At 52.6% G+C, this 22,990-nt stretch carries 17 protein-coding genes; 6 read left to right on the forward strand and 11 right to left on the reverse strand.

Annotation, left to right across the window (positions count from 1 at the left end):
• The first annotated feature begins 79 nt into the window (after positions 1–79).
• Positions 80–2,473, forward strand: a complete 2,394-nt coding sequence (gene malP, locus ACJHYR_RS09680) for a maltodextrin phosphorylase (RefSeq protein ID WP_059327750.1) — start codon at positions 80–82, stop codon at positions 2,471–2,473.
• 9 nt (positions 2,474–2,482) lie between these two features.
• The gene (gene malQ, locus ACJHYR_RS09685; RefSeq protein WP_059327751.1) at positions 2,483–4,564 is read left to right on the forward strand and encodes a 4-alpha-glucanotransferase; all 2,082 of its coding nucleotides are present in this window, start codon (positions 2,483–2,485) and stop codon (positions 4,562–4,564) included.
• Positions 4,565–4,611: 47 nt separating this feature from the next.
• On the opposite strand, the gene gntT is transcribed toward malQ, so the two are convergent.
• From gntT to gntX, 3 genes are all read right to left on the reverse strand, one after another.
• On the reverse strand, positions 4,612–5,928 hold the full coding sequence (gene gntT / locus ACJHYR_RS09690; protein WP_001131758.1) for a gluconate transporter: 1,317 nt from the start codon (positions 5,926–5,928) through the stop codon (positions 4,612–4,614).
• A gap of 360 nt (positions 5,929–6,288) precedes the next feature.
• A complete protein-coding gene (gene nfuA / locus ACJHYR_RS09695; RefSeq protein WP_000619389.1) occupies positions 6,289–6,864 on the reverse strand; it encodes a Fe-S biogenesis protein NfuA in 576 nt (191 codons plus the stop codon).
• Between the two features lie 58 nt (positions 6,865–6,922).
• Positions 6,923–7,606, reverse strand: coding sequence for a DNA utilization protein GntX (gntX, locus tag ACJHYR_RS09700; RefSeq protein WP_032341157.1), 684 nt, complete (start codon positions 7,604–7,606; stop codon positions 6,923–6,925).
• Between the two features lie 37 nt (positions 7,607–7,643).
• Between gntX and bioH the strand changes: the two genes are divergently transcribed.
• Positions 7,644–8,414 (forward strand): pimeloyl-ACP methyl ester esterase BioH, encoded by a 771-nt coding sequence (gene bioH / locus ACJHYR_RS09705; protein WP_059327752.1) that lies wholly within the window; start codon positions 7,644–7,646, stop codon positions 8,412–8,414.
• Positions 8,415–8,633: 219 nt separating this feature from the next.
• Here the strand turns inward: bioH and rpnA are convergent, their stop codons facing one another.
• From rpnA to greB, 6 genes are all read right to left on the reverse strand, one after another.
• A complete protein-coding gene (rpnA, locus tag ACJHYR_RS09710) occupies positions 8,634–9,527 on the reverse strand; it encodes a recombination-promoting nuclease RpnA (protein WP_000039100.1) in 894 nt (297 codons plus the stop codon).
• A gap of 202 nt (positions 9,528–9,729) precedes the next feature.
• Positions 9,730–9,966, reverse strand: coding sequence for a [Fe-S]-dependent transcriptional repressor FeoC (feoC, locus tag ACJHYR_RS09715; protein WP_001551764.1), 237 nt, complete (start codon positions 9,964–9,966; stop codon positions 9,730–9,732).
• Positions 9,966–12,287, reverse strand: a complete 2,322-nt coding sequence (feoB, locus tag ACJHYR_RS09720; protein ID WP_000737015.1) for a Fe(2+) transporter permease subunit FeoB — start codon at positions 12,285–12,287, stop codon at positions 9,966–9,968. The genes feoC and feoB overlap by 1 nt, the downstream gene beginning before the upstream one ends.
• 16 nt (positions 12,288–12,303) lie before the next feature.
• Complete coding sequence (gene feoA / locus ACJHYR_RS09725) at positions 12,304–12,531, reverse strand: ferrous iron transporter A (protein WP_001200455.1); 228 nt, start codon at positions 12,529–12,531, stop codon at positions 12,304–12,306.
• Positions 12,532–12,970: 439 nt separating this feature from the next.
• A complete protein-coding gene (locus tag ACJHYR_RS09730; protein ID WP_059327753.1) occupies positions 12,971–15,292 on the reverse strand; it encodes a Tex family protein in 2,322 nt (773 codons plus the stop codon).
• Between the two features lie 96 nt (positions 15,293–15,388).
• Positions 15,389–15,865, reverse strand: a complete 477-nt coding sequence (gene greB / locus ACJHYR_RS09735) for a transcription elongation factor GreB (RefSeq protein ID WP_000856744.1) — start codon at positions 15,863–15,865, stop codon at positions 15,389–15,391.
• A gap of 227 nt (positions 15,866–16,092) precedes the next feature.
• Between greB and ompR the strand changes: the two genes are divergently transcribed.
• Both ompR and envZ read left to right on the forward strand, forming a co-directional pair.
• Entirely contained in the window at positions 16,093–16,812 is a 720-nt protein-coding gene (ompR, locus tag ACJHYR_RS09740; protein ID WP_001157751.1) for a two-component system response regulator OmpR, read from the forward strand.
• Positions 16,809–18,161 (forward strand): two-component system sensor histidine kinase EnvZ, encoded by a 1,353-nt coding sequence (gene envZ, locus ACJHYR_RS09745; RefSeq protein WP_001253708.1) that lies wholly within the window; start codon positions 16,809–16,811, stop codon positions 18,159–18,161. Before ompR ends, envZ begins: the two co-directional genes overlap by 4 nt.
• A 76-nt stretch (positions 18,162–18,237) precedes the next feature.
• Here envZ and pckA read toward each other — a convergent pair whose 3' ends face one another.
• The gene (gene pckA / locus ACJHYR_RS09750) at positions 18,238–19,860 is read right to left on the reverse strand and encodes a phosphoenolpyruvate carboxykinase (ATP) (RefSeq protein ID WP_001521469.1); all 1,623 of its coding nucleotides are present in this window, start codon (positions 19,858–19,860) and stop codon (positions 18,238–18,240) included.
• A 378-nt stretch (positions 19,861–20,238) separates the two neighbouring features.
• Between pckA and ACJHYR_RS09755 the strand changes: the two genes are divergently transcribed.
• Positions 20,239–21,963, forward strand: a complete 1,725-nt coding sequence (locus ACJHYR_RS09755) for a DUF4153 domain-containing protein (RefSeq protein WP_000370855.1) — start codon at positions 20,239–20,241, stop codon at positions 21,961–21,963.
• 134 nt (positions 21,964–22,097) lie between these two features.
• Here ACJHYR_RS09755 and hslO read toward each other — a convergent pair whose 3' ends face one another.
• Positions 22,098–22,976 carry an Hsp33 family molecular chaperone HslO gene (hslO, locus tag ACJHYR_RS09760; RefSeq protein WP_042002856.1) on the reverse strand — a complete coding sequence of 293 codons (879 nt, stop codon included), beginning with the start codon at positions 22,974–22,976 and terminating at the stop codon, positions 22,098–22,100.
• Positions 22,977–22,990: the final 14 nt, after the last annotated feature.

The raw sequence follows: 22,990 nt of genomic DNA on the forward strand, positions 1-22,990 counted from the left end.
CAGGATGAGGAAGGTCAACATCGAGCCTGGCAAACTAGCGATAACGTTGTGTTGAAAATCTAAGAAAAGTGGAACTCCTATGTCACAACCTATTTTTAACGATAAGCAATTTCAGGAAGCGCTTTCACGTCAGTGGCAGCGTTATGGCTTAAATTCTGCGGCTGAAATGACTCCTCGCCAGTGGTGGCTGGCAGTGAGTGAAGCACTGGCCGAAATGCTGCGTGCTCAGCCATTCGCCAAACCGGTGGCGAATCAGCGACATGTTAACTACATCTCAATGGAGTTTTTGATTGGTCGTCTGACGGGCAACAACCTGTTGAATCTCGGCTGGTATCAGGATGTACAGGATTCGTTGAAGGCTTATGACATCAACCTGACTGACTTGCTGGAAGAAGAGATCGACCCGGCGCTGGGTAACGGTGGTCTGGGACGTCTGGCGGCGTGCTTCCTCGACTCAATGGCAACTGTCGGGCAGTCAGCTACTGGCTACGGCCTTAATTATCAATATGGCTTGTTCCGCCAGTCATTTGTCGATGGCAAACAGGTTGAAGCGCCGGATGACTGGCATCGCAGTAACTACCCGTGGTTCCGCCACAATGAAGCACTGGATGTGCAGGTAGGAATTGGCGGTAAAGTGACGAAAGACGGACGCTGGGAGCCGGAATTTACCATTACCGGTCAAGCGTGGGATCTCCCCGTTGTCGGCTATCGTAATGGCGTGGCGCAGCCGCTGCGTCTGTGGCAGGCGACGCATGCACATCCGTTTGATCTGACTAAATTTAACGACGGTGATTTCCTGCGCGCCGAACAGCTGGGTATCAACGCGGAAAAACTGACCAAAGTTCTCTATCCAAACGACAACCATACTGCCGGTAAAAAGCTGCGCCTGATGCAGCAATACTTCCAGTGTGCCTGCTCGGTAGCGGATATTTTGCGTCGCCATCATCTGGCGGGGCGTAAACTGCACGAACTGGCGGATTATGAAGTTATTCAGCTGAACGATACCCACCCAACTATCGCGATTCCAGAACTGCTGCGCGTGCTGATCGATGAGCACCAGATGAGCTGGGATGACGCCTGGGCCATCACCAGTAAAACTTTTGCTTACACTAACCATACCCTGATGCCAGAAGCGCTGGAACGCTGGGATGTGAAACTGGTGAAAGGCTTACTGCCGCGCCACATGCAGATTATTAAAGAAATTAATACACGCTTTAAAACGCTGGTGGAAAAAACCTGGCCGGGCGATGAAAAAGTGTGGGCCAAACTGGCGGTGGTACACGACAAACAAGTGCATATGGCGAACCTGTGTGTGGTTGGCGGTTTCGCGGTAAACGGTGTTGCGGCGCTGCACTCGGATCTGGTAGTGAAAGATCTGTTCCCGGAATATCACCAGCTATGGCCGAACAAATTCCATAACGTCACCAACGGTATTACCCCACGTCGCTGGATCAAACAGTGCAACCCGGCACTGGCGGCTCTGTTGGATAAATCACTGAAAAAAGAGTGGGCTAACGATCTCGATCAACTGATCAATCTGGAAAAATTCGCTGATGATGCGAAATTCCGTCAGCAATATCGCGAGATCAAGCAGGCGAATAAAGTCCGTCTGGCAGAGTTTGTGAAAGTTCGTACCGGTATTGAGATCAATCCACAGGCGATTTTCGATATTCAGATTAAACGTCTGCATGAGTACAAACGCCAGCACCTGAATCTGCTGCATATTCTGGCGTTGTACAAAGAAATTCGTGAAAACCCGCAGGCTGATCGCGTACCGCGCGTCTTCCTCTTCGGCGCGAAAGCAGCACCGGGCTACTACCTGGCGAAAAACATTATCTTTGCGATCAACAAAGTGGCTGACGTGATCAACAACGATCCGCTGGTTGGCGACAAGTTGAAGGTGGTGTTCTTGCCGGATTATTGTGTTTCGGCGGCGGAAAAACTGATCCCGGCGGCGGATATCTCCGAACAAATTTCGACGGCAGGTAAAGAAGCTTCCGGTACCGGCAATATGAAACTGGCGCTCAATGGTGCGCTTACTGTCGGTACGCTGGATGGTGCGAACGTTGAAATCGCCGAGAAAGTTGGTGAAGAAAATATCTTTATTTTTGGTCATACCGTGGAACAAGTGAAGGCAATTCTGGCCAAAGGCTACGACCCGGTGAAATGGCGGAAGAAAGATAAGGTGCTGGACGCAGTATTGAAAGAGCTGGAAAGCGGCAAATACAGCGACGGCGATAAGCATGCCTTCGACCAGATGCTGCACAGTATCGGCAAACAGGGCGGCGATCCGTATCTGGTGATGGCGGATTTCGCAGCCTATGTAGAGGCACAAAAGCAGGTGGATGTGCTGTACCGCGACCAGGAGGCCTGGACTCGCGCGGCGATCCTCAATACCGCCCGCTGCGGTATGTTTAGCTCGGATCGCTCTATTCGCGATTATCAGGCTCGTATCTGGCAGGCAAAACGCTAAGGAAGCTCGATGGAAAGCAAACGTCTGGATAATGCCGCGCTGGCGGCGGGGATTAGCCCCAATTACATCAATGCCCACGGTAAACCGCAGTCGATTAGCGCCGAAACCAAACGGCGTTTGCTTGACGCGATGCATCAACGTACCGCCACGAAAGTGGCGGTAACGCCAGTCCCGAATGTCATGGTTTATACCAGCGGCAAAAAAATGCCGATGGTGGTGGAGGGCTGCGGCGAATATAGCTGGCTGCTGACCACCGAAGAAGGAACGCAGTACAAAGGCCATGTAACGGGGGGCAAAGCGTTCAATCTACCGACGAAGCTACCGGAAGGTTATCACACGCTGACACTCACCCAGGACGACCAGCGCGCGCATTGCCGGGTGATTGTCGCCCCGAAACGCTGTTACGAACCGCAGGCGTTGCTGAACAAACAAAAGCTGTGGGGTGCCTGCGTTCAGCTTTATACGCTGCGATCGGAAAAAAACTGGGGTATTGGGGATTTTGGCGATCTCAAAGCGATGCTGGTGGATGTGGCAAAACGTGGCGGGTCGTTCATCGGTCTGAACCCGATTCATGCCCTCTATCCGGCAAATCCGGAAAGTGCCAGCCCATACAGCCCGTCTTCTCGCCGTTGGCTGAATGTGATTTATATCGACGTTAACGCCGTCGAAGATTTCCATCTTAGCGAAGAGGCTCAGGCCTGGTGGAAGTTGCCGACCACGCAACAGACGCTGCAACAGGCGCGGGATGCCGACTGGGTCGATTACTCCACGGTTACCGCCCTAAAAATGACAGCATTACGAATGGCGTGGAAAGGTTTCGCGCAACGTGATGATGAACAGATGGCCGCGTTTCGCCAGTTTGTTGCAGAGCAAGGCGACAGCCTGTTCTGGCAGGCGGCGTTTGACGCACTACATGCCCAGCAAGTGAAAGAGGACGAAATGCGCTGGGGCTGGCCTGCATGGCCAGAGATGTATCAGAACGTGGATTCACCAGAAGTGCGCCAGTTCTGCGAAGAACATCGTGATGACGTCGATTTTTATCTCTGGTTGCAGTGGCTGGCTTACAGCCAGTTTGCCGACTGCTGGGAGATAAGCCAGGGCTATGAAATGCCGATTGGCTTGTATCGTGACCTGGCCGTTGGTGTAGCAGAGGGTGGAGCAGAAACCTGGTGCGACCGGGAGTTGTATTGCCTGAAAGCGTCGGTTGGCGCGCCGCCGGATATCCTCGGCCCGTTGGGGCAGAACTGGGGATTGCCGCCAATGGACCCGCATATTATCACCGCGCGTGCCTATGAACCGTTTATCGAGCTGTTGCGTGCCAATATGCAAAACTGCGGCGCATTACGAATTGACCATGTGATGTCGATGCTGCGTTTGTGGTGGATACCGTATGGCGAGACGGCGGATCAGGGCGCGTATGTACACTATCCGGTGGATGATCTGCTCTCGATTCTGGCACTCGAAAGTAAACGTCATCGCTGCATGGTGATTGGTGAAGATCTCGGCACGGTACCGGTAGAGATTGTCGGTAAGCTGCGCAGCAGTGGTGTGTACTCCTACAAAGTGCTCTATTTCGAAAACGACCACGAGAAGACGTTCCGTGCACCGAAAGCGTATCCGGAGCAGTCGATGGCGGTTGCGGCGACACACGACCTGCCAACGCTGCGTGGTTACTGGGAGAGCGGGGATCTAACGCTGGGTAAAACCCTGGGGTTGTATCCGGATGAAGTGGTACTGCGCGGTCTGTATCAGGATCGCGAACTGGCGAAGCAAGGACTACTGGATGCTCTGCATAAATATGGTTGTCTGCCAAAACGTGCCGGGCATAAGGCATCGTTGATGTCGATGACGCCGACGCTGAATCGTGGCTTACAGCGCTACATCGCCGATAGCAACAGCGCCCTGTTAGGACTACAGCCAGAAGACTGGCTGGATATGGCGGACCCGGTAAATATTCCCGGCACCAGTTACCAGTATAAAAACTGGCGGCGCAAGCTCTCCGCAACGCTTGAGGCGATGTTTGCCGATGATGGCGTGAACAAGTTGCTGAAGGATTTGGACAGACGGCGCAGAGCGGCAGCGAAGAAGTAGTAGGGTGCGGTTGATGCCGGATGCGATGCATCCGGCAGTCAGTGTTATTAAATCACCATATTCAGCAGCAGACAGCCTACCAGACCGCACACCGAGATAATGGTTTCCAGCATCGACCAGGATTTGATGGTCTCGCCGATAGTCAGGTTAAAGTACTCTTTGAACAGCCAGAAGCCCGGATCGTTCACGTGAGAGAAAATCACACTACCGGAACCAACCGCAATAACCATCAGCTCCGGGCTAACACCCGTCGTTGCAATCAGCGGTGCCGCGATACCACCCGCAGTGATTGCCGCAACGGTTGCGGAACCCAGCGCGATACGCAGTACGGCAGCAATCGACCAGGCCATCAGCAGCGGAGAAATGTTGGTTTCGTGCATCATGGAAGCAATGTATTTGTCCACGCCGCTGTCTACCAGCACCTGCTTGAACGCACCGCCACCACCGATAATCAACAGCATCATCGCAATGATTTTGATGGAAGAAACCAGCGTGTCGTTAATCTGATCCATTGAACGACCACGGTTCAGACCAAAGGTGAACATCGCAATCAGTACGGCAATCAGCGTTGCCATTACCGGGTCACCGAGGAACTCCGCTACCGGCAGGAAAGCGTGACCTTTCGGCAGGATCATTTCGGCAATCGCACGCATCGCCATCAGCACTACCGGCACCAGAGAGGTCCAGACGCTGACGCCAAAGCTCGGCATCTCTTCTTCGCTGAAGGTTTTCGCGCTGTACAGACCTTCCGGGATCGGCTTATCGATACCTTTCAGCACGCGAGCGTAAACCGGACCGGCGAGAATCACGGTCGGGATTGCCAGAATAGTACCGTACAGCAGGGTTTTACCCATATCGGCATTGAAAATGGTGGCAATCGCAGTCGGACCCGGATGCGGTGGCAGGAAGCCGTGGGTCACAGACAGTGCAGCCGCCATTGGTACACCAACATACAGCAGTGGAATATTCGCGGAAGCCGCGATGGTAAACACCAGCGGCAGCATCAGCACGAAACCCACTTCATAGAACAGGGCAAAACCAACGGTAAAACCGGTCAGTACCACCGCCCACTGGATGTGTTTTTTACCAAATTTAGCAATCAGCGTGGTGGCGATACGTTGTGCGCCACCACAGTCTGCCAGCATTTTGCCCAGCATTGCGCCAAAACCCATGATCAGGGCAAGGCTACCGAGCGTTCCGCCGACACCGGCTTTGATGGAGCCAATAACTTTATCCAGCGGCATTCCTTGCATTAATCCAACAGCAAGCGCCACGAGGACGAGAGCGATGAAGCCGTTCATTTTGAAACGGATCATCAGGAGCAACAACAAGATTACACCGATAGCAACAATGACTAATGGCATGATTTACCTGGCCTTTCATTTGTTATGGGTAACGTCAATTTTCTGACGACAAACTCTAATTATCCCAATCGGGAACAGAGATATTGCGGCACCACGACTGATACCCACTAAAACTAATTATTGTAGTCAGATGTCAGGAGTATGTTTGGTACCCACGTGAATGATACGGGTAACATCCGGCGTTTGAGAATCACCAGAGCGGGGTAAATTTAAATTATGAGAGGTTGGTCATATTATCGCGGGGAAACGAAGGGAGGGATTTGCCAAAGCAATGCTGCGCCAACGTCTGGCTCATGTTCAACGTAGGCCCGAAATGACGCTTTAGCGTCGCATCGGGCAATCTACAAAAGAGGGGATAACTTAGTAGTAGGAGTGCTCGCCGCGCTGGTGTTCGGTGAGATCGCGCACACCTTTCAGCTCCGGGAATTCGTTCAGCAGCTGCTTCTCGATCCCTTCTTTCAGCGTCACATCTACCATAGAACAACCGTTACAGCCGCCGCCAAATTGCAGAATGGCGTAACCGTCTTCGGTGATTTCCATCAGCGAAACGCGACCACCGTGACCAGCAAGCTGTGGGTTGATCTGCGACTGCAGCATATACTCCACGCGCTCCATCAGCGGTGCATCGTCTGCGACTTTACGCATTTTGGCGTTAGGCGCTTTCAGCGTTAACTGGGAACCCAACTGGTCTGTAACAAAGTCGATCTCTGCATCTTCCAGGTAAGGAGCGCTTAACTCATCAACATACGCGGTCAGCAGGTCAAATTTCAGGGCAGTGTCGGTGGCTTCCACAGCGTCCGGCGGACAATAAGAAACGCCACATTCAGCGTTAGGCGTGCCAGGGTTAATCACAAATACGCGGATTTGTGTCCCTTCTTCCTGATTTGCCAGCAGTTTGGCAAAGTGCGCTTGTGCAGCATCGGAAATACGGATCATAGTAATGGCCTAATAGTTGACTATTTTAGTTGGTTATAATACGCCCATCATCGAGGCTCTACAAGGTTCGACAAAGGCACCAGACCTGGACAGTCGCCGCACCATTGCGTAAAAGCAGCTGCGCAATCTCTGCGACGGTACTTCCGGTGGTGACGACATCATCCACTATCACCATATGGCGACCTTGCACAGGCAATTCAAGGCGAAAGGCATTTTTCAGGTTGCGCTTGCGCAGCCGGGCACTGAGAAAATGCTGGGTCGCAGTGGCCCGTGTTCGTGTGACGGCTTCGCTATCCCATCGGCAGTGCAACCAGCGTGATAACGGCTGACACAGCAAATCGCTCTGATTAAATCCCCGACGCCAGTGACGTCGCTGCCATAACGGAACGCTGATGATGCGATCCGGCAGTTGCAAGCCAGTGGTGCGACGAGCGTGTAAGACTTCCAATAGTAACAGACGTGCCAGGGCGCTGGCGATTTCGCTGCGCCGGGAAAACTTAAGCTGGTGGATAAGCGGACTTAACGGCGGCGCATAGTCGGCAACCGTGACCAGTCTTTGCCAGGGCGGCGGTTTTTGCAGGCAGCGGCCGCAGGGAAGATGGGCGTGTGTAGCGGGTAATCCACATTGTGGGCATAACGTTTTATCGCTACGGGCGGCGCGTGAGCAGACCGAACAAATCCCCCAATGACCTAACGCCAGCGGCATTCGGCATAGCCAGCATAATCCCGGTACTGTTAGCATATGTTCATCCTTGTAAGTCAAAAGAGAACAATAACGGATGAATAACATCTGGTGGCAGACCAAAGGTCAGGGGAATGTTCATCTTGTGCTGTTGCACGGATGGGGACTGAATGCCGAAGTGTGGCGTTGCATTGACGAGGAACTTAGCTCGCATTTTACGCTGCACCTTGTTGATCTGCCCGGTTTCGGGCGCAGCCGGGGATTTGGTGCGATGTCGCTTGCTGAAATGGCTAACGTCGTGTTGCAACAGGCACCTGATAAAGCCATTTGGTTAGGCTGGAGTCTGGGCGGGCTGGTGGCAAGCCAGATTGCGTTAACCCATCCCGAGCGTGTTCAGGCGCTGGTCACCGTGGCGTCGTCGCCTTGTTTTAGTGCTCGTGACGAGTGGCCGGGGATAAAACCGGACGTGCTGGCGGGATTTCAGCAGCAGCTGAGTGATGATTTTCAGCGTACAGTGGAGCGGTTCCTGGCGTTACAAACCATGGGTACTGAAACGGCGCGCCAGGATGCGCGGGCGTTGAAGAAAGCCGTACTGGCGTTACCGATGCCGGAGGTGGACGTGCTCAATGGTGGGCTGGAAATCCTCAAAACGGTCGATCTCCGTCTGCCGCTGCAAAACGTGTCCATGCCGTTTTTGCGATTGTATGGCTATCTCGATGGTCTGGTGCCGCGCAAAGTAGTGCCGATGCTGGATAAACTCTGGCCGCACAGCGAGTCGTACATTTTCGCCAAAGCGGCCCATGCGCCGTTTATTTCGCATCCGGTCGAGTTTCGTCACGTGCTGGTGGCGTTGAAGCAGAGGGTGTAGGTGGCTTTTGAAATGGCGAGACAGAACTTTACTGACTCGCCGCAGCCAACTCTTCTTCTGACACCCCGGTAAAACGCATGATGTCCGCAAGAGGGACTCCGGATTACAGCATTCTTTTGGCGATATCCGGGGCTTCCAGGCGTCGATCCAATAAATAACCAATCAGGTAACTAATAAGATATTCTCTTTCTGCATCTGTCATTAAAACCATCCTTTACGTTATTGATGATTTATTTCAGCAAGGTCTTCAACCGTCAGGCTGGTAAATCGCAGAACGTCCTCAAGAGAGACTCCGGCATCCAGCATGGTTTTGGCAATATTTAGGGCGTTGGTACGTATACCTTTCTGAAACCCCTCTTGCCGCAATCTTTCCGCAATAGTCATTAAACTCTCCTTGTGTTTCGGTGAACGTTCGGCAACACCGTCGATAAAATCGTTAAAACGTACCGCATCGCCAGTTTGCAGTATGTAATTAAACAGCCCTTTGATTTGTCTGTCATTAGCGTATCCACTACTTAATAAGCAGGCCATTTGCTCTACCAGCCCCATCAGGTCGCGTTGACGAATATGTTTTTGAATTAACTCCAGCAGCGCCATACGTCGGTGCTGCATGATTTCATCATCAGGCATGACGGTGACATCAATCAGCGGAAATGCAGAGGCATAAAGCTGCCTTGCCAGGTTGGGATCGGCGAAACAATCAAGCCAACACAGCGAATAGGGATAGGGGCTTTCAATACCGTGGTAAAACAACAATGGCACCACCATCGGCAACGTTTTGTATCCGGCATCAAGGTGATTTTGCATTGCGGCAATGGCGTAACGCATCATGCGAAATGCGATCAGTTTGTTTGAGGTGCTTTGATGTTCAATCAGACAATAGATGTATCCTGGCCCTTGTTCCGTTTTCACCGACCACAGCACGTCGGAATAGCTTTCACGCAGATCGTCATCAATAAAGCTGCTCGACTCCAGCTTGAGGGTTTTCATATCACAGAGCGCGTGAATAGGTGCCGGTAAATGGAACGCAAGAAAATCGCGCGCCGTCTCCGGTTGGCGTAAAAAGAGTTTGAACAGCGCATCGTGTGGGGTGGAACTCTGCTTTTTGCTCATGGCGTTCCTTCACCTGTTATTTGAATGCCGCGACTCTACGCGCCACTCCACACCTGTGCATTAGCCAGTTTTCATCCCTGCGAGACGCTTTCAGAGGAACTTACGTCGCGCTGCAAGAATTGCATTTTTATGGAAAGCCGCACGCAAAAAAGCCCGGATGCAAACGCATACCGGGCTTTTCAAAACAGGCGATGGAGTATGGTTAACGCAGCGCCCACCACTCGCGCAGACAGACTTTGCCTTCCGGGCAGCTTTTACAACTGCCAGAGAGGCAGCCGTCAGGTTCTTCCTGAATCCGCACGGCTTTGCCCATGCTTTCCAGCTGTTGCAGCATGGCGTTAATCATTGGCTGCGGCGTATTCAATGCCTGGCTTATCTGGGCCGCTTCCATACGGCCCCGTAACGCCAGCAAATCACGTACCTGAATAAGTGAAGCCATTAATGGCAATCACCGGTGGTGCTGGCTGCGCAGCAACTGCTTACCGATTTGCGCGTTGCCAGCAGTTCGATATTCACCCGGCTACGCGCGCGACGCAGCAAACCGATAACCACGATGTTAAACAGGATAACCGCCAGAATGCACACCAGGCTGTAAGTTGGATGCTGGCTGTAGCTGGCGACTTGATAGAACAATGTTGCCAGCGAGTAAGCGATATTCAGCCCCCACAAGATGGAGAAGCCCATCCAGCCACGGCTTGATTCACGGGCGATAGCACCCATCACCGAGATGCACGGTACGTACAGCAGGACGAAAATCAGGTAGCTGTATGCGGCAGCTGCGCTACCGAATTTCTGATCCATCACACCCATCGCCCCGGTACCCATTTCGCCGTCGCCTTTGCTCGCTTCAATCGGGTTCATCAGTACGCTAAGGCTGAAGGTGTCTTTCAGGCTCTGCCAGGTTTCATCTACCGCACTGAACAGCTCTTCACCGAGGTTAAATTCCGCCGGATTGAACTCTTCGTCCTGAATATTTTCTGCGGTGTAGAGGGTGTTGAGCGTACCCACCACCACTTCTTTCGCCATTGCGCCTGTAAACAGACCAACCGTTGCCTGCCAGTTATCTTCATGCACGCCAATCGGCTTGAAGACTGGGGTGATCACCCGGCTGACGGAAGCCAGCGCCGAGTCGTTGATGTTATCGACGATTTTCCCGCTCAGAGAGAAGCTGTTGAAAGCACTCAGGAAAATGCTGACGATGATAATCACTTTACCAGCACGCAGAACGAAGCCTTTCAGACGCTGCCAGGTCTGGATAATCAGGCTTTTAACGTGTGGTACATGGTAGACCGGCAGCTCCATGACAAACGGCGTCGCTTCACCGCGCATGATGGTGTACTTGAGCATCAGGCCAGTCAGCACCGCCATCACAATACCGAGCATATACAGCGAGAAGACCGCCAGCGCTCCGTTCTGCCCGAAGAAAGCAGCCGCAAATACTGCGAAGATAGCCAGACGCGCGCCGCAGGACATAAACGGTGCCATCATGATGGTCATCAGACGTTCACGCGGTGCATCAAGCGTACGTGCGCCCATTACCGACGGTACGTTACAACCGAAACCAACGATCAGCGGTACAAAGGATTTCCCCGGCAAGCCCAGCGCCTGCATCAGACGGTCCATCACAAACGCCGCACGCGCCATATATCCGGAGTCCTCAAGGAAGGAGAGGAACAGGTACATCATGCCGATCTGCGGCACCAGTGGCAGTACGGTGTTAATACCGCCGCCCAGGCCCTGGGCGAGGAAGATAGTCAGCCAGTCCGGGAAGTGGAGCGTGTAGCCAATCCACTGAATACCATGCACAAATAGCGCCACGGAGCCGACGTCAAACAGCGGCTGTAACGCCCCGCCGATGTTGATAGCCAGCAGGAACATCAGGTACATCACAAAGAGGAAAATCGGCAGACCGAGGAAACGGTTGAGCACGATTTTATCTACCGCAGTGGTGAAACGGCTGGGTTCTGCCGTCAGGGTGTTGCTTACCACATCACAGATGGCAGCAATGCACTGGTAACGCGCATCGGCAATGTGCAGCGCCGGATCATCCATCTCATTACGCAGACGGGCGAGGGCGGCATCAAGATGCTGCGACGCTTCACCGGCGTAGGCGCGGCTGTAGATATCGCCTTCCAGCATTTGCAAGCCCAGCCAGCGACGTTGTTTCAGCGGGATGTCGGAAGGCATCACTTTTGCCAGTGAATCTGCTTCGTTGAGCAGCGGCTGTGCGTAATGCACCAGTTCCACATTCTCGTTAGCTTTATAGCGATCAATCGCCAGCTTGAGCGCTTCAATACCGCGACCACGGGTTGAAACCAGCGGGATCACCGGGCAGCCAAGACGCGCCGACAGAGCATCAATTTCAATACGAATATTTTGCTTCTCGGCAATGTCGAGCATGTTCAGTGCCACGATGCAGGGAATGCCGAGTTCCAGCAGTTGCAGCGTCAGGTACAGGTTACGCTCAAGGTTAGACGCATCCACCACGTTAATCAGCAGGTCGGCGTCGCCACTCAGAATATAGTGACAGGCGATTTGCTCATCGAGCGAGGTCTGCGATGAGATGGTGGTCAGAGAATAGGTGCCGGGCAGGTCCACCAGCGTGACCTGATGATCGGTGGTGGAGAATTGCCCTTCTTTACGTTCGACGGTAACGCCAGCCCAGTTACCTACACGCTGACGTGCGCCAGTGAGCTGGTTAAATAAGGTTGTCTTGCCAGAATTTGGATTACCAATTAAGCCAATGGTTAATTTTTTCATTGTTGTTATCACCGTATTAACAGGAAACCGCTTCCACTTCTAATAAGGCCAGATCTTTTTTGCGTAATACCAGGCTCACTCGACGGGTTTCGATATGAATGGGGTCGCCAAGTGGAGCGACGCGCACCACATTAAAAGAGGAGCCAGGTAACATGCCAAGAGAAAGCAGTTTTTGGCGATATGCCGGGCTGATTTCACGGGAAAAGCCAGTGATTTTCCACGCAGTATCTGGAGTGTATTGCATAGGTGCCTACTTGTTTCTCATTAACTGGATAACTACCTCATGGGGCGTTTGACAGCGACATGAGACCAGATGATTTGCCAACGAAGGAGAGATTAAATAATCAACAACACAATGATAATGAGAATGGTTTCTATCAGCAATACTTAAAATGTGTGCGAATGTTGGTTTGAATAATAATCTGACTCAATGTTGATGTGGCTCAAGGTTATATCGCAGCGAAAATATAATTCGAATAGCGAATTACCAGGACTGGTTAATGTTTAATTAAGGTTTCAGTTGTTAATGAAGTGATAAATATTAACGAAATATATTGTGAGTTTGGCTGTGGAATAAAAAGGCCGGAGATATTCTCCGGCACTTTTATGTCAGGCAAGGCGTTCGTTGCCAGATGCGGCGTGAACGCCTTATCTGGCAGGTTTACGTTTGTCTATCAGGACGTTTAACGTTTTTTGCCCATTGCTGCCGCCAGCGCATCCATCATCGCGCTGTTACCGGCAGGCTGCGCTTCACGCCCACGCGGTTTGGCTGCCGGGCGGTTGTTTTGCGGGCGTTCATTACCGCTGCCGCGACGGGCGTTGGTTTCGCCAGGTTGCTCGTCCAGACGCATAGTCAGGGCGATACGTTTACGCTGAAGATCGACTTCGAGCACTTTCACCTTCACAATGTCGCCCGCTTTCACCACGGTATGCGGATCTTCCACAAACTTGTTCGACAATGAAGAGATGTGAACCAGGCCGTCCTGATGCACGCCAATATCGACAAACGCGCCAAAGTTGGTGACGTTGGTCACCGCGCCTTCGAGGATCATACCCGGTTGCAGGTCGTTCATTGTCTCGACGCCATCAGCAAACTGAGCGGTTTTAAATTCCGGACGCGGATCGCGACCCGGTTTTTCCAGCTCTTTGATGATGTCAGTTACTGTCGGCACACCGAATTTCTCATCAGTAAAGTCAGACGCTTTCAGGTTACGCAGCTCGCTGCTGTTACCCATCAGATCTTTCAGTGCCTGCTGTGTTGCTGCCAGAATGCGTTCCACCACCGGATAGGCTTCCGGGTGAACGGTAGAGGCGTCCAGCGGGTTATCGCCGTGGTTAATACGCAGGAAGCCCGCACACTGCTCGAAGGCTTTCGGCCCCAGACGGCTCACTTTCAGCAGTTGCTGACGGTTCTGGAACTGACCGTTCTCATCGCGCCAGGCCACGATGTTTTGCGCCATCATGCGCGTCAGGCCCGCCACGCGGGTTAACAGCGGAACAGAAGCGGTGTTGAGATCAACACCAACAGCGTTTACGCAGTCTTCTACTACTGCATCCAGTTTGCGTGCCAGCTGCGTCTGGCTGACGTCATGCTGATACTGACCTACGCCGATAGATTTCGGATCGATTTTCACCAGCTCCGCCAGCGGATCTTGCAAACGACGGGCGATAGATACCGCGCCACGCAGCGAAACGTCGAGATCCGGGAACTCCTGCGCTGCCAGCTCGGAAGCCGAGTAAACCGACGCGCCTGCTTCGCTGACGATCACTTTCTGCGCGGTCACTTTCGGGAACTGCTTCTGCACGTCGAGATAGAAACGCTCAGTTTCGCGGGAAGCTGTACCGTTGCCGATCGCCACCAGTTCAACATTATGCTTTTCACACAGGGCAGCAACGGTCATCGCTGCTTTTGCGGCTTGTCCGGTGTGCGGGTAAATGGTATCGGTCGCCACCAGTTTGCCAGTTGCATCGACCACCGCTACTTTTACCCCGGTACGCAGACCCGGATCGAGGCCCATCGTTGCACGCAGTCCGGCTGGGGCCGCCATCAGCAGATCGTGCAGGTTACGGGCAAAGACGTTGATTGCTTCATCTTCCGCGCGTTCGCGCACGGTGCCCATCAGTTCGGTTTCCAGATGCATCAGCACCTTGATGCGCCACGTCCAGCTCACCACGCCTTTGCGCCAGCTATCCGCCGGGGCATTGTTCAGGCGCAGGCCGAGATGATCCATAATGATTTGCTCGCAATAGCTCTCTTTTGGCGGCTCATCGAACTGCGGATCGGCATTCAGCGAAAGCTGAAGTACGCCTTCGTTACGACCACGGAACATCGCCAGCGCGCGGTGAGAAGGCACCGTGGACAGCGGTTCGTGATGATCGAAATAGTCGCGGAATTTCGCCCCTTCCTCTTCTTTACCGCTCACCACCGTAGAAACCAAATGCGCGTTCTTCCACAGATAATCACGCACTTTCGCCAGCAGCGCGGCATCTTCGGCAAACCGTTCCATCAGGATATAGCGCGCGCCGTCCAGCGCGGCTTTGGTATCTGCCACGCCTTTATCGGCATCAACATATTGTGCAGCGGCGACTTCTGGCGTGTGTGACGGATCGCTCCACAGCAGGTCAGCCAACGGCTCAAGCCCTGCTTCAATGGCGATTTGCCCGCGGGTGCGGCGTTTAGGTTTGTAGGGCAGGTAGAGGTCTTCGAGTTCGGTTTTGCTTAAGGTGGCGTTGATGGCATTCGCCAGCTCGTCAGTGAGTTTGCCTTGCTCGGAAATGGATTTGAGGATCGCCTGACGTCTCTCTTCCAGCTCGCGCAGATAGCTCAGACGCGTTTCCAGATTACGCAGCTGCGTGTCATCCAGACCGCCGGTGATTTCCTTACGATAACGTGCGATAAACGGCACGGTATTCCCTTCGTCAAGCAGGCGAACGGCAGCGTCAACCTGTTCCGGGCGCGCCTGAATTTCACCCGCAATAATGCGGCAGAACGAATCATTCATCATGGTTTGAGTTCATCTTTTCGGATCAAAAATCAGGGGATAGTTATACGGACTGGCTGGCAAAAATGCCAGCCATCGGCAGGAGGTTAAGACTCTTCCTTACGGTTTCACGTACTCGATAGCATTAACATACCAGCTCGCTTCCCCGGCAGGGGTATTCACCACCGCCAAATCGCCCACCTCTTTTTTCAACAATGCGCGAGCCATCGGGGAATCGATAGAGATGTAATCTTTACGGCCAAAAATTTCATCGTAGCCGACAATACGGAAACGGTGAGTCACGCCATCGTCGTTTTCAATCTCCACCCACGCGCCAAAAAAGACTTTGCCTTCCTGCTGCGGGGAGTAATCGACGATTTTGAGATTTTCCATGCATTTAGTGAGATAGCGCACGCGACGGTCGATTTCACGCAGGCGCTTTTTATTATACTGATAGTCAGCATTTTCGCTGCGGTCGCCCAGACTTGCGGCCCAGGTCACCTTTTTTGTGACCTCCGGGCGTTCTTCACGCCAGAGATAATTAAGCTCTTGTTTGAGTTTTTCATACCCTTCCCGGGTAACCAGGGGCGTTTTCATCTCGTTGATTCCCTTTGTCTGTTTGATAATGCGCACATTGGGTATAACGTGATCATATCAACAGAATCAATAATGTTTCGCCGAATAAATTGTATACTTAAGCTGCTGTTTAATATGCTTTGTAACAATTTAGGCTGAAATTCATACCAGATTTAGCTGGTGACGAACGTGAGCTTTTTTAAGAATACACGCTTACAAATTGTTGCGAACCTTTGGGAGTACAAACAATGCAAGAGAACTACAAGATTCTGGTGGTTGATGACGACATGCGCCTGCGCGCGCTGCTGGAACGTTATCTCACCGAACAAGGCTTCCAGGTTCGAAGCGTCGCTAATGCAGAACAGATGGATCGCCTGCTGACTCGTGAATCTTTCCATCTTATGGTACTGGATTTGATGTTACCTGGTGAAGATGGTTTGTCGATTTGCCGACGTCTTCGTAGCCAGAGCAATCCGATGCCGATCATTATGGTGACGGCGAAAGGGGAAGAAGTGGACCGTATCGTTGGCCTGGAGATTGGCGCTGACGATTACATTCCAAAACCGTTTAACCCGCGTGAATTGCTGGCCCGCATTCGTGCGGTGCTGCGTCGCCAGGCGAACGAACTGCCGGGCGCGCCGTCACAGGAAGAGGCGGTAATTGCTTTCGGTAAGTTCAAACTTAACCTCGGTACGCGCGAAATGTTCCGCGAAGACGAGCCGATGCCGCTCACCAGCGGTGAGTTTGCGGTACTGAAGGCACTGGTCAGCCATCCGCGTGAGCCGCTCTCCCGCGATAAGCTGATGAACCTTGCCCGTGGCCGTGAATACTCCGCAATGGAACGCTCCATCGACGTGCAGATTTCGCGTCTGCGCCGCATGGTGGAAGAAGATCCGGCGCATCCGCGTTACATTCAGACCGTCTGGGGTCTGGGCTACGTCTTTGTACCGGACGGTTCTAAAGCATGAGGCGATTGCGCTTCTCGCCACGAAGTTCATTTGCCCGTACGTTATTGCTCATCGTCACCTTGCTGTTCGTCAGCCTGGTGACGACTTATCTGGTGGTGCTGAACTTCGCGATTTTGCCGAGCCTCCAGCAGTTTAATAAAGTCCTCGCGTACGAAGTGCGTATGTTGATGACCGACAAACTGCAACTGGAGGACGGCACGCAGTTGGTTGTGCCTCCCGCTTTCCGTCGGGAGATCTACCGTGAGCTGGGGATCTCTCTCTATTCCAACGAAGCTGCCGAAGAGGCAGGTCTGCGTTGGGCACAACACTATGAATTCTTAAGCCATCAGATGGCGCAGCAACTGGGCGGCCCGACGGAAGTGCGCGTTGAGGTCAACAAAAGTTCGCCTGTTGTCTGGCTGAAAACCTGGCTGTCGCCCAATATCTGGGTGCGCGTGCCGCTGACCGAAATTCATCAGGGCGATTTTTCTCCGCTGTTCCGCTATACGCTGGCGATTATGCTATTGGCGATAGGCGGGGCGTGGTTGTTTATTCGTATCCAGAACCGACCGTTGGTCGATCTCGAACATGCTGCTTTGCAGGTCGGTAAAGGGATTATACCGCCGCCGCTGCGTGAATATGGCGCTTCGGAGGTGCGTTCCGTTACCCGCGCCTTTAACCATATGGCGGCTGGTGTTAAGCAACTGGCGGATGATCGCACGCTGCTGATGGCGGGGGTAAGTCATGATCTGCGCACGCCGCTGACGCGCATTCGTCTGGCTACCGAGATGATGAGCGAACAGGATGGCTACCTGGCAGAATCGATCAATAAAGATATCGAAGAGTGCAACGCCATCATTGAGCAGTTTATCGACTACCTGCGCACCGGGCAGGAGATGCCGATGGAAATGGCGGATCTCAACGCAGTGCTCGGTGAGGTGATTGCCGCCGAAAGTGGCTATGAGCGGGAAATTGAAACCGCGCTTTACCCCGGCAGCATTGAGGTGAAAATGCACCCGCTGTCGATCAAACGTGCGGTGGCGAATATGGTGGTCAACGCCGCCCGTTACGGCAATGGCTGGATCAAAGTCAGCAGCGGAACGGAGCCGAATCGCGCCTGGTTCCAGGTGGAAGACGACGGTCCGGGGATTGCGCCGGAACAGCGTAAGCACCTGTTCCAGCCGTTTGTTCGCGGCGACAGTGCGCGCACCATTAGCGGCACGGGATTAGGGCTGGCGATTGTGCAGCGTATCGTGGATAACCATAACGGGATGCTGGAGCTTGGTACCAGCGAACGGGGCGGGCTTTCCATTCGCGCCTGGCTGCCAGTGCCGGTAACGCGGGCGCAGGGCATGACAAAAGAAGGGTAAATAAAACGGGAGGCGAAGGTGCCTCCCGTTTTGCTTTCTATAAGATACTGGATAGATATTCTCCAGCTTCAAATCATTACAGCTTCGGACCAGCCGCTACCAGCGCGGCACCCGCTGGGGTGTCGGTGTATTTATCGAAGTTGTCGATAAACAGTTTCGCCAGGGTTTCGGCTTTTTCCTGCCACTGTTCCGGAGAAGCGTAGGTATTACGCGGATCGAGGATCCTGGTGTCTACGCCCGGCAGTTCGGTTGGGATCGCCAGGTTAAACATCGGCAGAGTGAAGGTTTCTGCGTTATCCAGGGAACCGTTGAGGATGGCGTCGATAATGGCGCGGGTATCTTTAATGGAGATACGTTTGCCAGTGCCGTTCCAGCCGGTGTTAACCAGATACGCCTGCGCGCCCGCCGCCTGCATACGTTTCACCAGCACTTCTGCGTATTGGGTCGGGTGCAGCGACAGGAATGCCGCGCCGAAGCAGGCGGAGAAGGTTGGCGTCGGTTCGGTGATGCCGCGCTCTGTACCAGCCAGTTTGGCGGTGAAGCCAGAGAGGAAGTGGTACTGGGTTTGATCGGCAGTCAGACGAGAAACCGGCGGCAGCACACCAAAAGCGTCTGCGGTCAGGAAGATAACTTTAGTTGCGTGGCCCGCTTTGGACACCGGCTTAACGATGTTTTCGATGTGATAGATCGGATAAGAAACGCGAGTGTTCTCGGTTTTTGAACCATCATCAAAGTCGATAGTGCCATCTTCACGCACGGTGACGTTTTCCAGCAGCGCATCACGACGGATAGCGTTGTAGATTTCAGGTTCCGCTTCTTTCGACAGCTTGATAGTTTTTGCGTAGCAGCCGCCTTCGAAGTTAAATACGCCGTCATCGTCCCAGCCGTGCTCGTCATCGCCAATCAGGCGACGTTTCGGGTCGGTGGAAAGGGTGGTTTTACCGGTGCCGGAAAGGCCGAAGAACACCGCAACATCGCCTTTCTCGCCAACGTTGGCGGAGCAGTGCATAGAAGCGATACCTTTCAGCGGTAGCAGGTAGTTCATCATTGAGAACATCCCTTTCTTCATTTCGCCGCCGTACCAGGTGCCGCCAATCAGCTGCATGCGCTCGGTCAGGTTAAACGCCACGAAGTTTTCGGAGTTCAGACCCTGTTCTTTCCACTGCGGGTTAGTGCACTTCGCGCCGTTCATAACGATAAAGTCTGGTTTGAAACCTGCCAGCTCTTCATCGCTCGGGCGAATAAACATGTTTTTGACGAAATGCGCCTGCCAGGCCACTTCGGTGATGAAACGGACGGAAAGACGAGTATCCGGGTTCGCACCACAGAAGGCGTCGACAACGAACAGACGTTTGCCGGAAAGCTGTTTGGTCACCAGGCCCTTCAGATGCTGCCAGGTTTCCGGAGAGAGAGGTTTGTTATCGTTCTTACCTTTGCCTTTGTCTGCCCACCAGAAAGTATCGCGAGTGGTATCGTCACGGACGATATACTTATCTTTTGGTGAACGACCGGTGAAGATCCCGGTATCGACGGCAACGGCACCCAGATTAGTTAACACCCCGCGCTCATAACCTGTCAGGCTCGGATCGAGCTCTTCCTGATACAGCAGGTCGTAGCTTGGGTTGTAAACGATATCATGTACGTCACTGATACCATAAGCCTCGAGTTCTTGCGGGGTCAAACCATTGTTAACGCGCATTTCACTGCTCCTTAGCCAATATGTATTGCCTGAATAGTAAAGTCTTTTTGGGGGTGTTAACCGCGACAAGGCTCATAGATTTACGTATCTGGAGAAATTCATATTTGACAAAAAACTCCGTGATTCCTGTCACGAAACGGTTGCTATTATCGCAGAAATAGCATTTTAGGTGTGGAAAATGTTCTCAAAAGGTTAAATCTTGGTTTATGTGGCGGGAATATTGTGAGTGGAATCGCATTCCTGAATGAAATTGATGCAAATTCAATCGGTAAAGTATCGATTCACCACGCTAACTTTTTTTGATTATTTTCTGAAAAAAGCAAAATACTACGGCCCGGATGCGATAATTAACCCACTTTTTGATTCTGGATAACTAACGTGGATAACGTTGAACTTTCACCCGCAACACGCTGGGGGATGATTGCTACCGGATTACTTCAGGGTCTGGTTTGCTACCTACTGATCGCCTGGCTTGCCGGAAAAAATCTCAGTTGGATTGTTTATGGCGTGCCTGCGACCGTCGCATTTTCATCCGTTTTACTCTTCTCCGTGATCTCCTTTAAACAGAAGCGCCTTTGGGGATGGCTGGCGCTGGTGTTTATTGCCACGCTAGGGATGAGCGGTTGGCTAAAGTGGCAAATTGATGGCATGAACCCCTGGAGAGCTGAAAAGGCGCTTTGGGATTTTGGCTGCTATCTGCTACTGATGGCAATGCTGTTGCTACCGTGGATACAACAAAGCCTTCGCATCCGCAATGACAGTAGCCGCTATCGCTATTTTTACCAGTCAGTATGGCATAACGCACTTATATTACTGGTGATTTTTCTCGCCAATGGCCTGACGTGGCTGGTGCTTTTACTGTGGGGTGAGTTGTTTAAACTTGTTGGCATCACGTTTTTCAATACGCTCTTTTTTGCAACCGACTGGTTTATGTATCTTACATTAGGTCTGGTTACCGCGCTGGCGGTGATCCTCGCGCGAACACAGTCACGTTTAATCGACTCTATTCAAAAGTTGTTCACGTTAATCGCCACGGGGTTGCTGCCGTTAGTATCATTGCTAACCCTGATGTTTATCATCACCCTGCCGTTTACGGGCCTGAGCGCGATTTCTCGCCACATCTCCGCCGCTGGGTTGCTGTTAACGCTGGCCTTTTTGCAATTGATCTTAATGGCTATTGTCCGCGATCCGCAAAAATCGTCACTTCCCTGGACGGGGCCGTTGCGTTGCCTGATTAAAACCGCTCTGCTGGCTGCTCCGCTGTATGTGTTCGTCGCCGCCTGGGCGTTATGGCTGCGGGTCGCTCAGTACGGCTGGACTGTCGACCGCTTGCAGGGCGCGCTGGCGGTGCTGGTGTTACTGGTATGGTCGCTGGGGTATTTTGTCAGTATCGTCTGGCGTAAAGGGCAAAACCCCCTTGTTCTTCAGGGCAAAGTGAACCTTGCGGTTTCGTTATTGGTGTTGGTGATACTGGTGCTTCTTAATTCGCCGGTGCTGGACAGTATGCGTATTAGCGTGAACAGTCATATGGCGCGTTATCAGAGCGGCAAAAACACGCCAGACCAGGTAAGTCTCTACATGCTCGAACAGAGCGGTCGCTATGGACGTGCGGCGCTTGAGTCGCTGAAAAGCGATGCCGGGTTTATGAAAGACCCGAAACGCGCGCGGGATCTGCTGATGGCGTTAGATGGAGAGCAACATCTTCAGGAACAGGTATCGGAAAAAGTATTAGCCGATAATGTGTTAATTGCCCCTGGTTCTGTTAAACCGGATGCGACATTCTGGTCGGCCTTAATCCAGGATCGCTATAACGTGATGACCTGCATTGAAAAAGACGCCTGCGTCCTGGTCGAGCAAGATCTGAATAGTGATGGTCAGGCGGAGCGGATCCTGTTTGCTTTTAATGATGACAGAGTCATTGTCTATGGCTTTGACTCAGACAGAAAAGAATGGGACGCGCTTGATATGAGTTTACTTCCGAACGAAATAACGAAAGAAAAATTACTCACAGCTGCGAAGGATGGAAAACTGGGGACGAGGCCGAAAGCGTGGCGCGATCTGACGGTAGATGGTGAAACGCTGGAAATAAACTTAAGTAAGTGACAACGCTTTTAACGGATACGACGCTGTATCTGACCAAAATAATTTGCGATTTATTTCATAGGCGCTGGTAAGCGCAGCACATCAGGCCATTACGTCGTAAAATCCGGCAGAGCCCTCTCTGCCGGACATACTCATTAATGAACTTGCGGATCTGCCGGAGACGCGTTGTTGCGGATTTCAGCAATATCCGTCGCATTGAACAGATAGTGGTTACCGCAGTAATCGCAATGCATGTCAATTTCGCCATCTTCCGCCAGGATGCTATCGACTTCTTCATCCGGCAGCGTTTTTAGCGCGTCGGCGCAACGTTCACGCGAGCAGGTGCATTTGAACTCCACATCCTGCGGATCGTAAACCGTCACCTCTTCTTCGTGATACAAACGCCACAACACTTCGTTTGCCGGTAAGGTCAACAGTTCTTCGGTTTTGATGGTTTCGGTTAGCGTCGCCAGGTGGTCAAAGTCGTCCTGCTGGGCATTTTGCGCAGGCATTACCTGCAACAACATACCGCCTGCAGCCGGTTTGCCGTCTACGTCGCCGGTGCGAATAAAAAGGCGCGTCGGCAGCTGTTCAGAACGCATAAAGTAATCTTCCAGGCAGGCCGCCAGAGTATCACCTTCCAGACCCACCACGCCCTGATAGCGTTCACCTTCGCTCGGGGTGATGGTGATCACCACGTAACCATTGCCGACCAGCGTTTTCAGGTCGGCATTTTCTGGAATTTCTCCCTGCACGCGCGCTACACCGCGCATCTGCTGGTTGTTGTTACCGTTAATAACCGCCAGATTCATCGGACCGTCGCCTTGCAGCTGTACGGTGATATCACCATCAAATTTCAGCGTAGCGGTTAACAGGCTGGTCGCAACCAGCAGTTCTGCCAGCACGTTTTTAACGGGTTGCGGATAATCGTGATTCTCAAGGATCTGTTGCAAGGTTTCCGAAACGGTTACCAGTTCGCCGCGCACGGCAAAGTTTTCAAACAGATAGCGATGTAATTGGTCATGTTGCGGCATAATCATCTCTCTTG

The organism is Escherichia sp. WS1450, from assembly GCF_046487395.1.
Taxonomy (GTDB): Bacteria; Pseudomonadota; Gammaproteobacteria; order Enterobacterales; family Enterobacteriaceae; genus Escherichia; species Escherichia coli.

Bases quoted from the DNA above. Each gene is read 5' to 3' on its own strand.
- malP (WP_059327750.1), top strand. From the start codon at position 80: ATGTCACAACCTATTTTTAACGATAAGCAATTTCAGGAAGCGCTTTCA.
- malQ (WP_059327751.1), top strand. From the start codon at position 2,483: ATGGAAAGCAAACGTCTGGATAATGCCGCGCTGGCGGCGGGGATTAGC.
- gntT (WP_001131758.1), bottom strand. From the start codon at position 5,928: ATGCCATTAGTCATTGTTGCTATCGGTGTAATCTTGTTGTTGCTCCTG.
- nfuA (WP_000619389.1), bottom strand. From the start codon at position 6,864: ATGATCCGTATTTCCGATGCTGCACAAGCGCACTTTGCCAAACTGCTG.
- gntX (WP_032341157.1), bottom strand. From the start codon at position 7,606: ATGCTAACAGTACCGGGATTATGCTGGCTATGCCGAATGCCGCTGGCG.
- bioH (WP_059327752.1), top strand. From the start codon at position 7,644: ATGAATAACATCTGGTGGCAGACCAAAGGTCAGGGGAATGTTCATCTT.
- rpnA (WP_000039100.1), bottom strand. From the start codon at position 9,527: ATGAGCAAAAAGCAGAGTTCCACCCCACACGATGCGCTGTTCAAACTC.
- feoC (WP_001551764.1), bottom strand. From the start codon at position 9,966: ATGGCTTCACTTATTCAGGTACGTGATTTGCTGGCGTTACGGGGCCGT.
- feoB (WP_000737015.1), bottom strand. From the start codon at position 12,287: ATGAAAAAATTAACCATTGGCTTAATTGGTAATCCAAATTCTGGCAAG.
- feoA (WP_001200455.1), bottom strand. From the start codon at position 12,531: ATGCAATACACTCCAGATACTGCGTGGAAAATCACTGGCTTTTCCCGT.
- ACJHYR_RS09730 (WP_059327753.1), bottom strand. From the start codon at position 15,292: ATGATGAATGATTCGTTCTGCCGCATTATTGCGGGTGAAATTCAGGCG.
- greB (WP_000856744.1), bottom strand. From the start codon at position 15,865: ATGAAAACGCCCCTGGTTACCCGGGAAGGGTATGAAAAACTCAAACAA.
- ompR (WP_001157751.1), top strand. From the start codon at position 16,093: ATGCAAGAGAACTACAAGATTCTGGTGGTTGATGACGACATGCGCCTG.
- envZ (WP_001253708.1), top strand. From the start codon at position 16,809: ATGAGGCGATTGCGCTTCTCGCCACGAAGTTCATTTGCCCGTACGTTA.
- pckA (WP_001521469.1), bottom strand. From the start codon at position 19,860: ATGCGCGTTAACAATGGTTTGACCCCGCAAGAACTCGAGGCTTATGGT.
- hslO (WP_042002856.1), bottom strand. From the start codon at position 22,976: ATGCCGCAACATGACCAATTACATCGCTATCTGTTTGAAAACTTTGCC.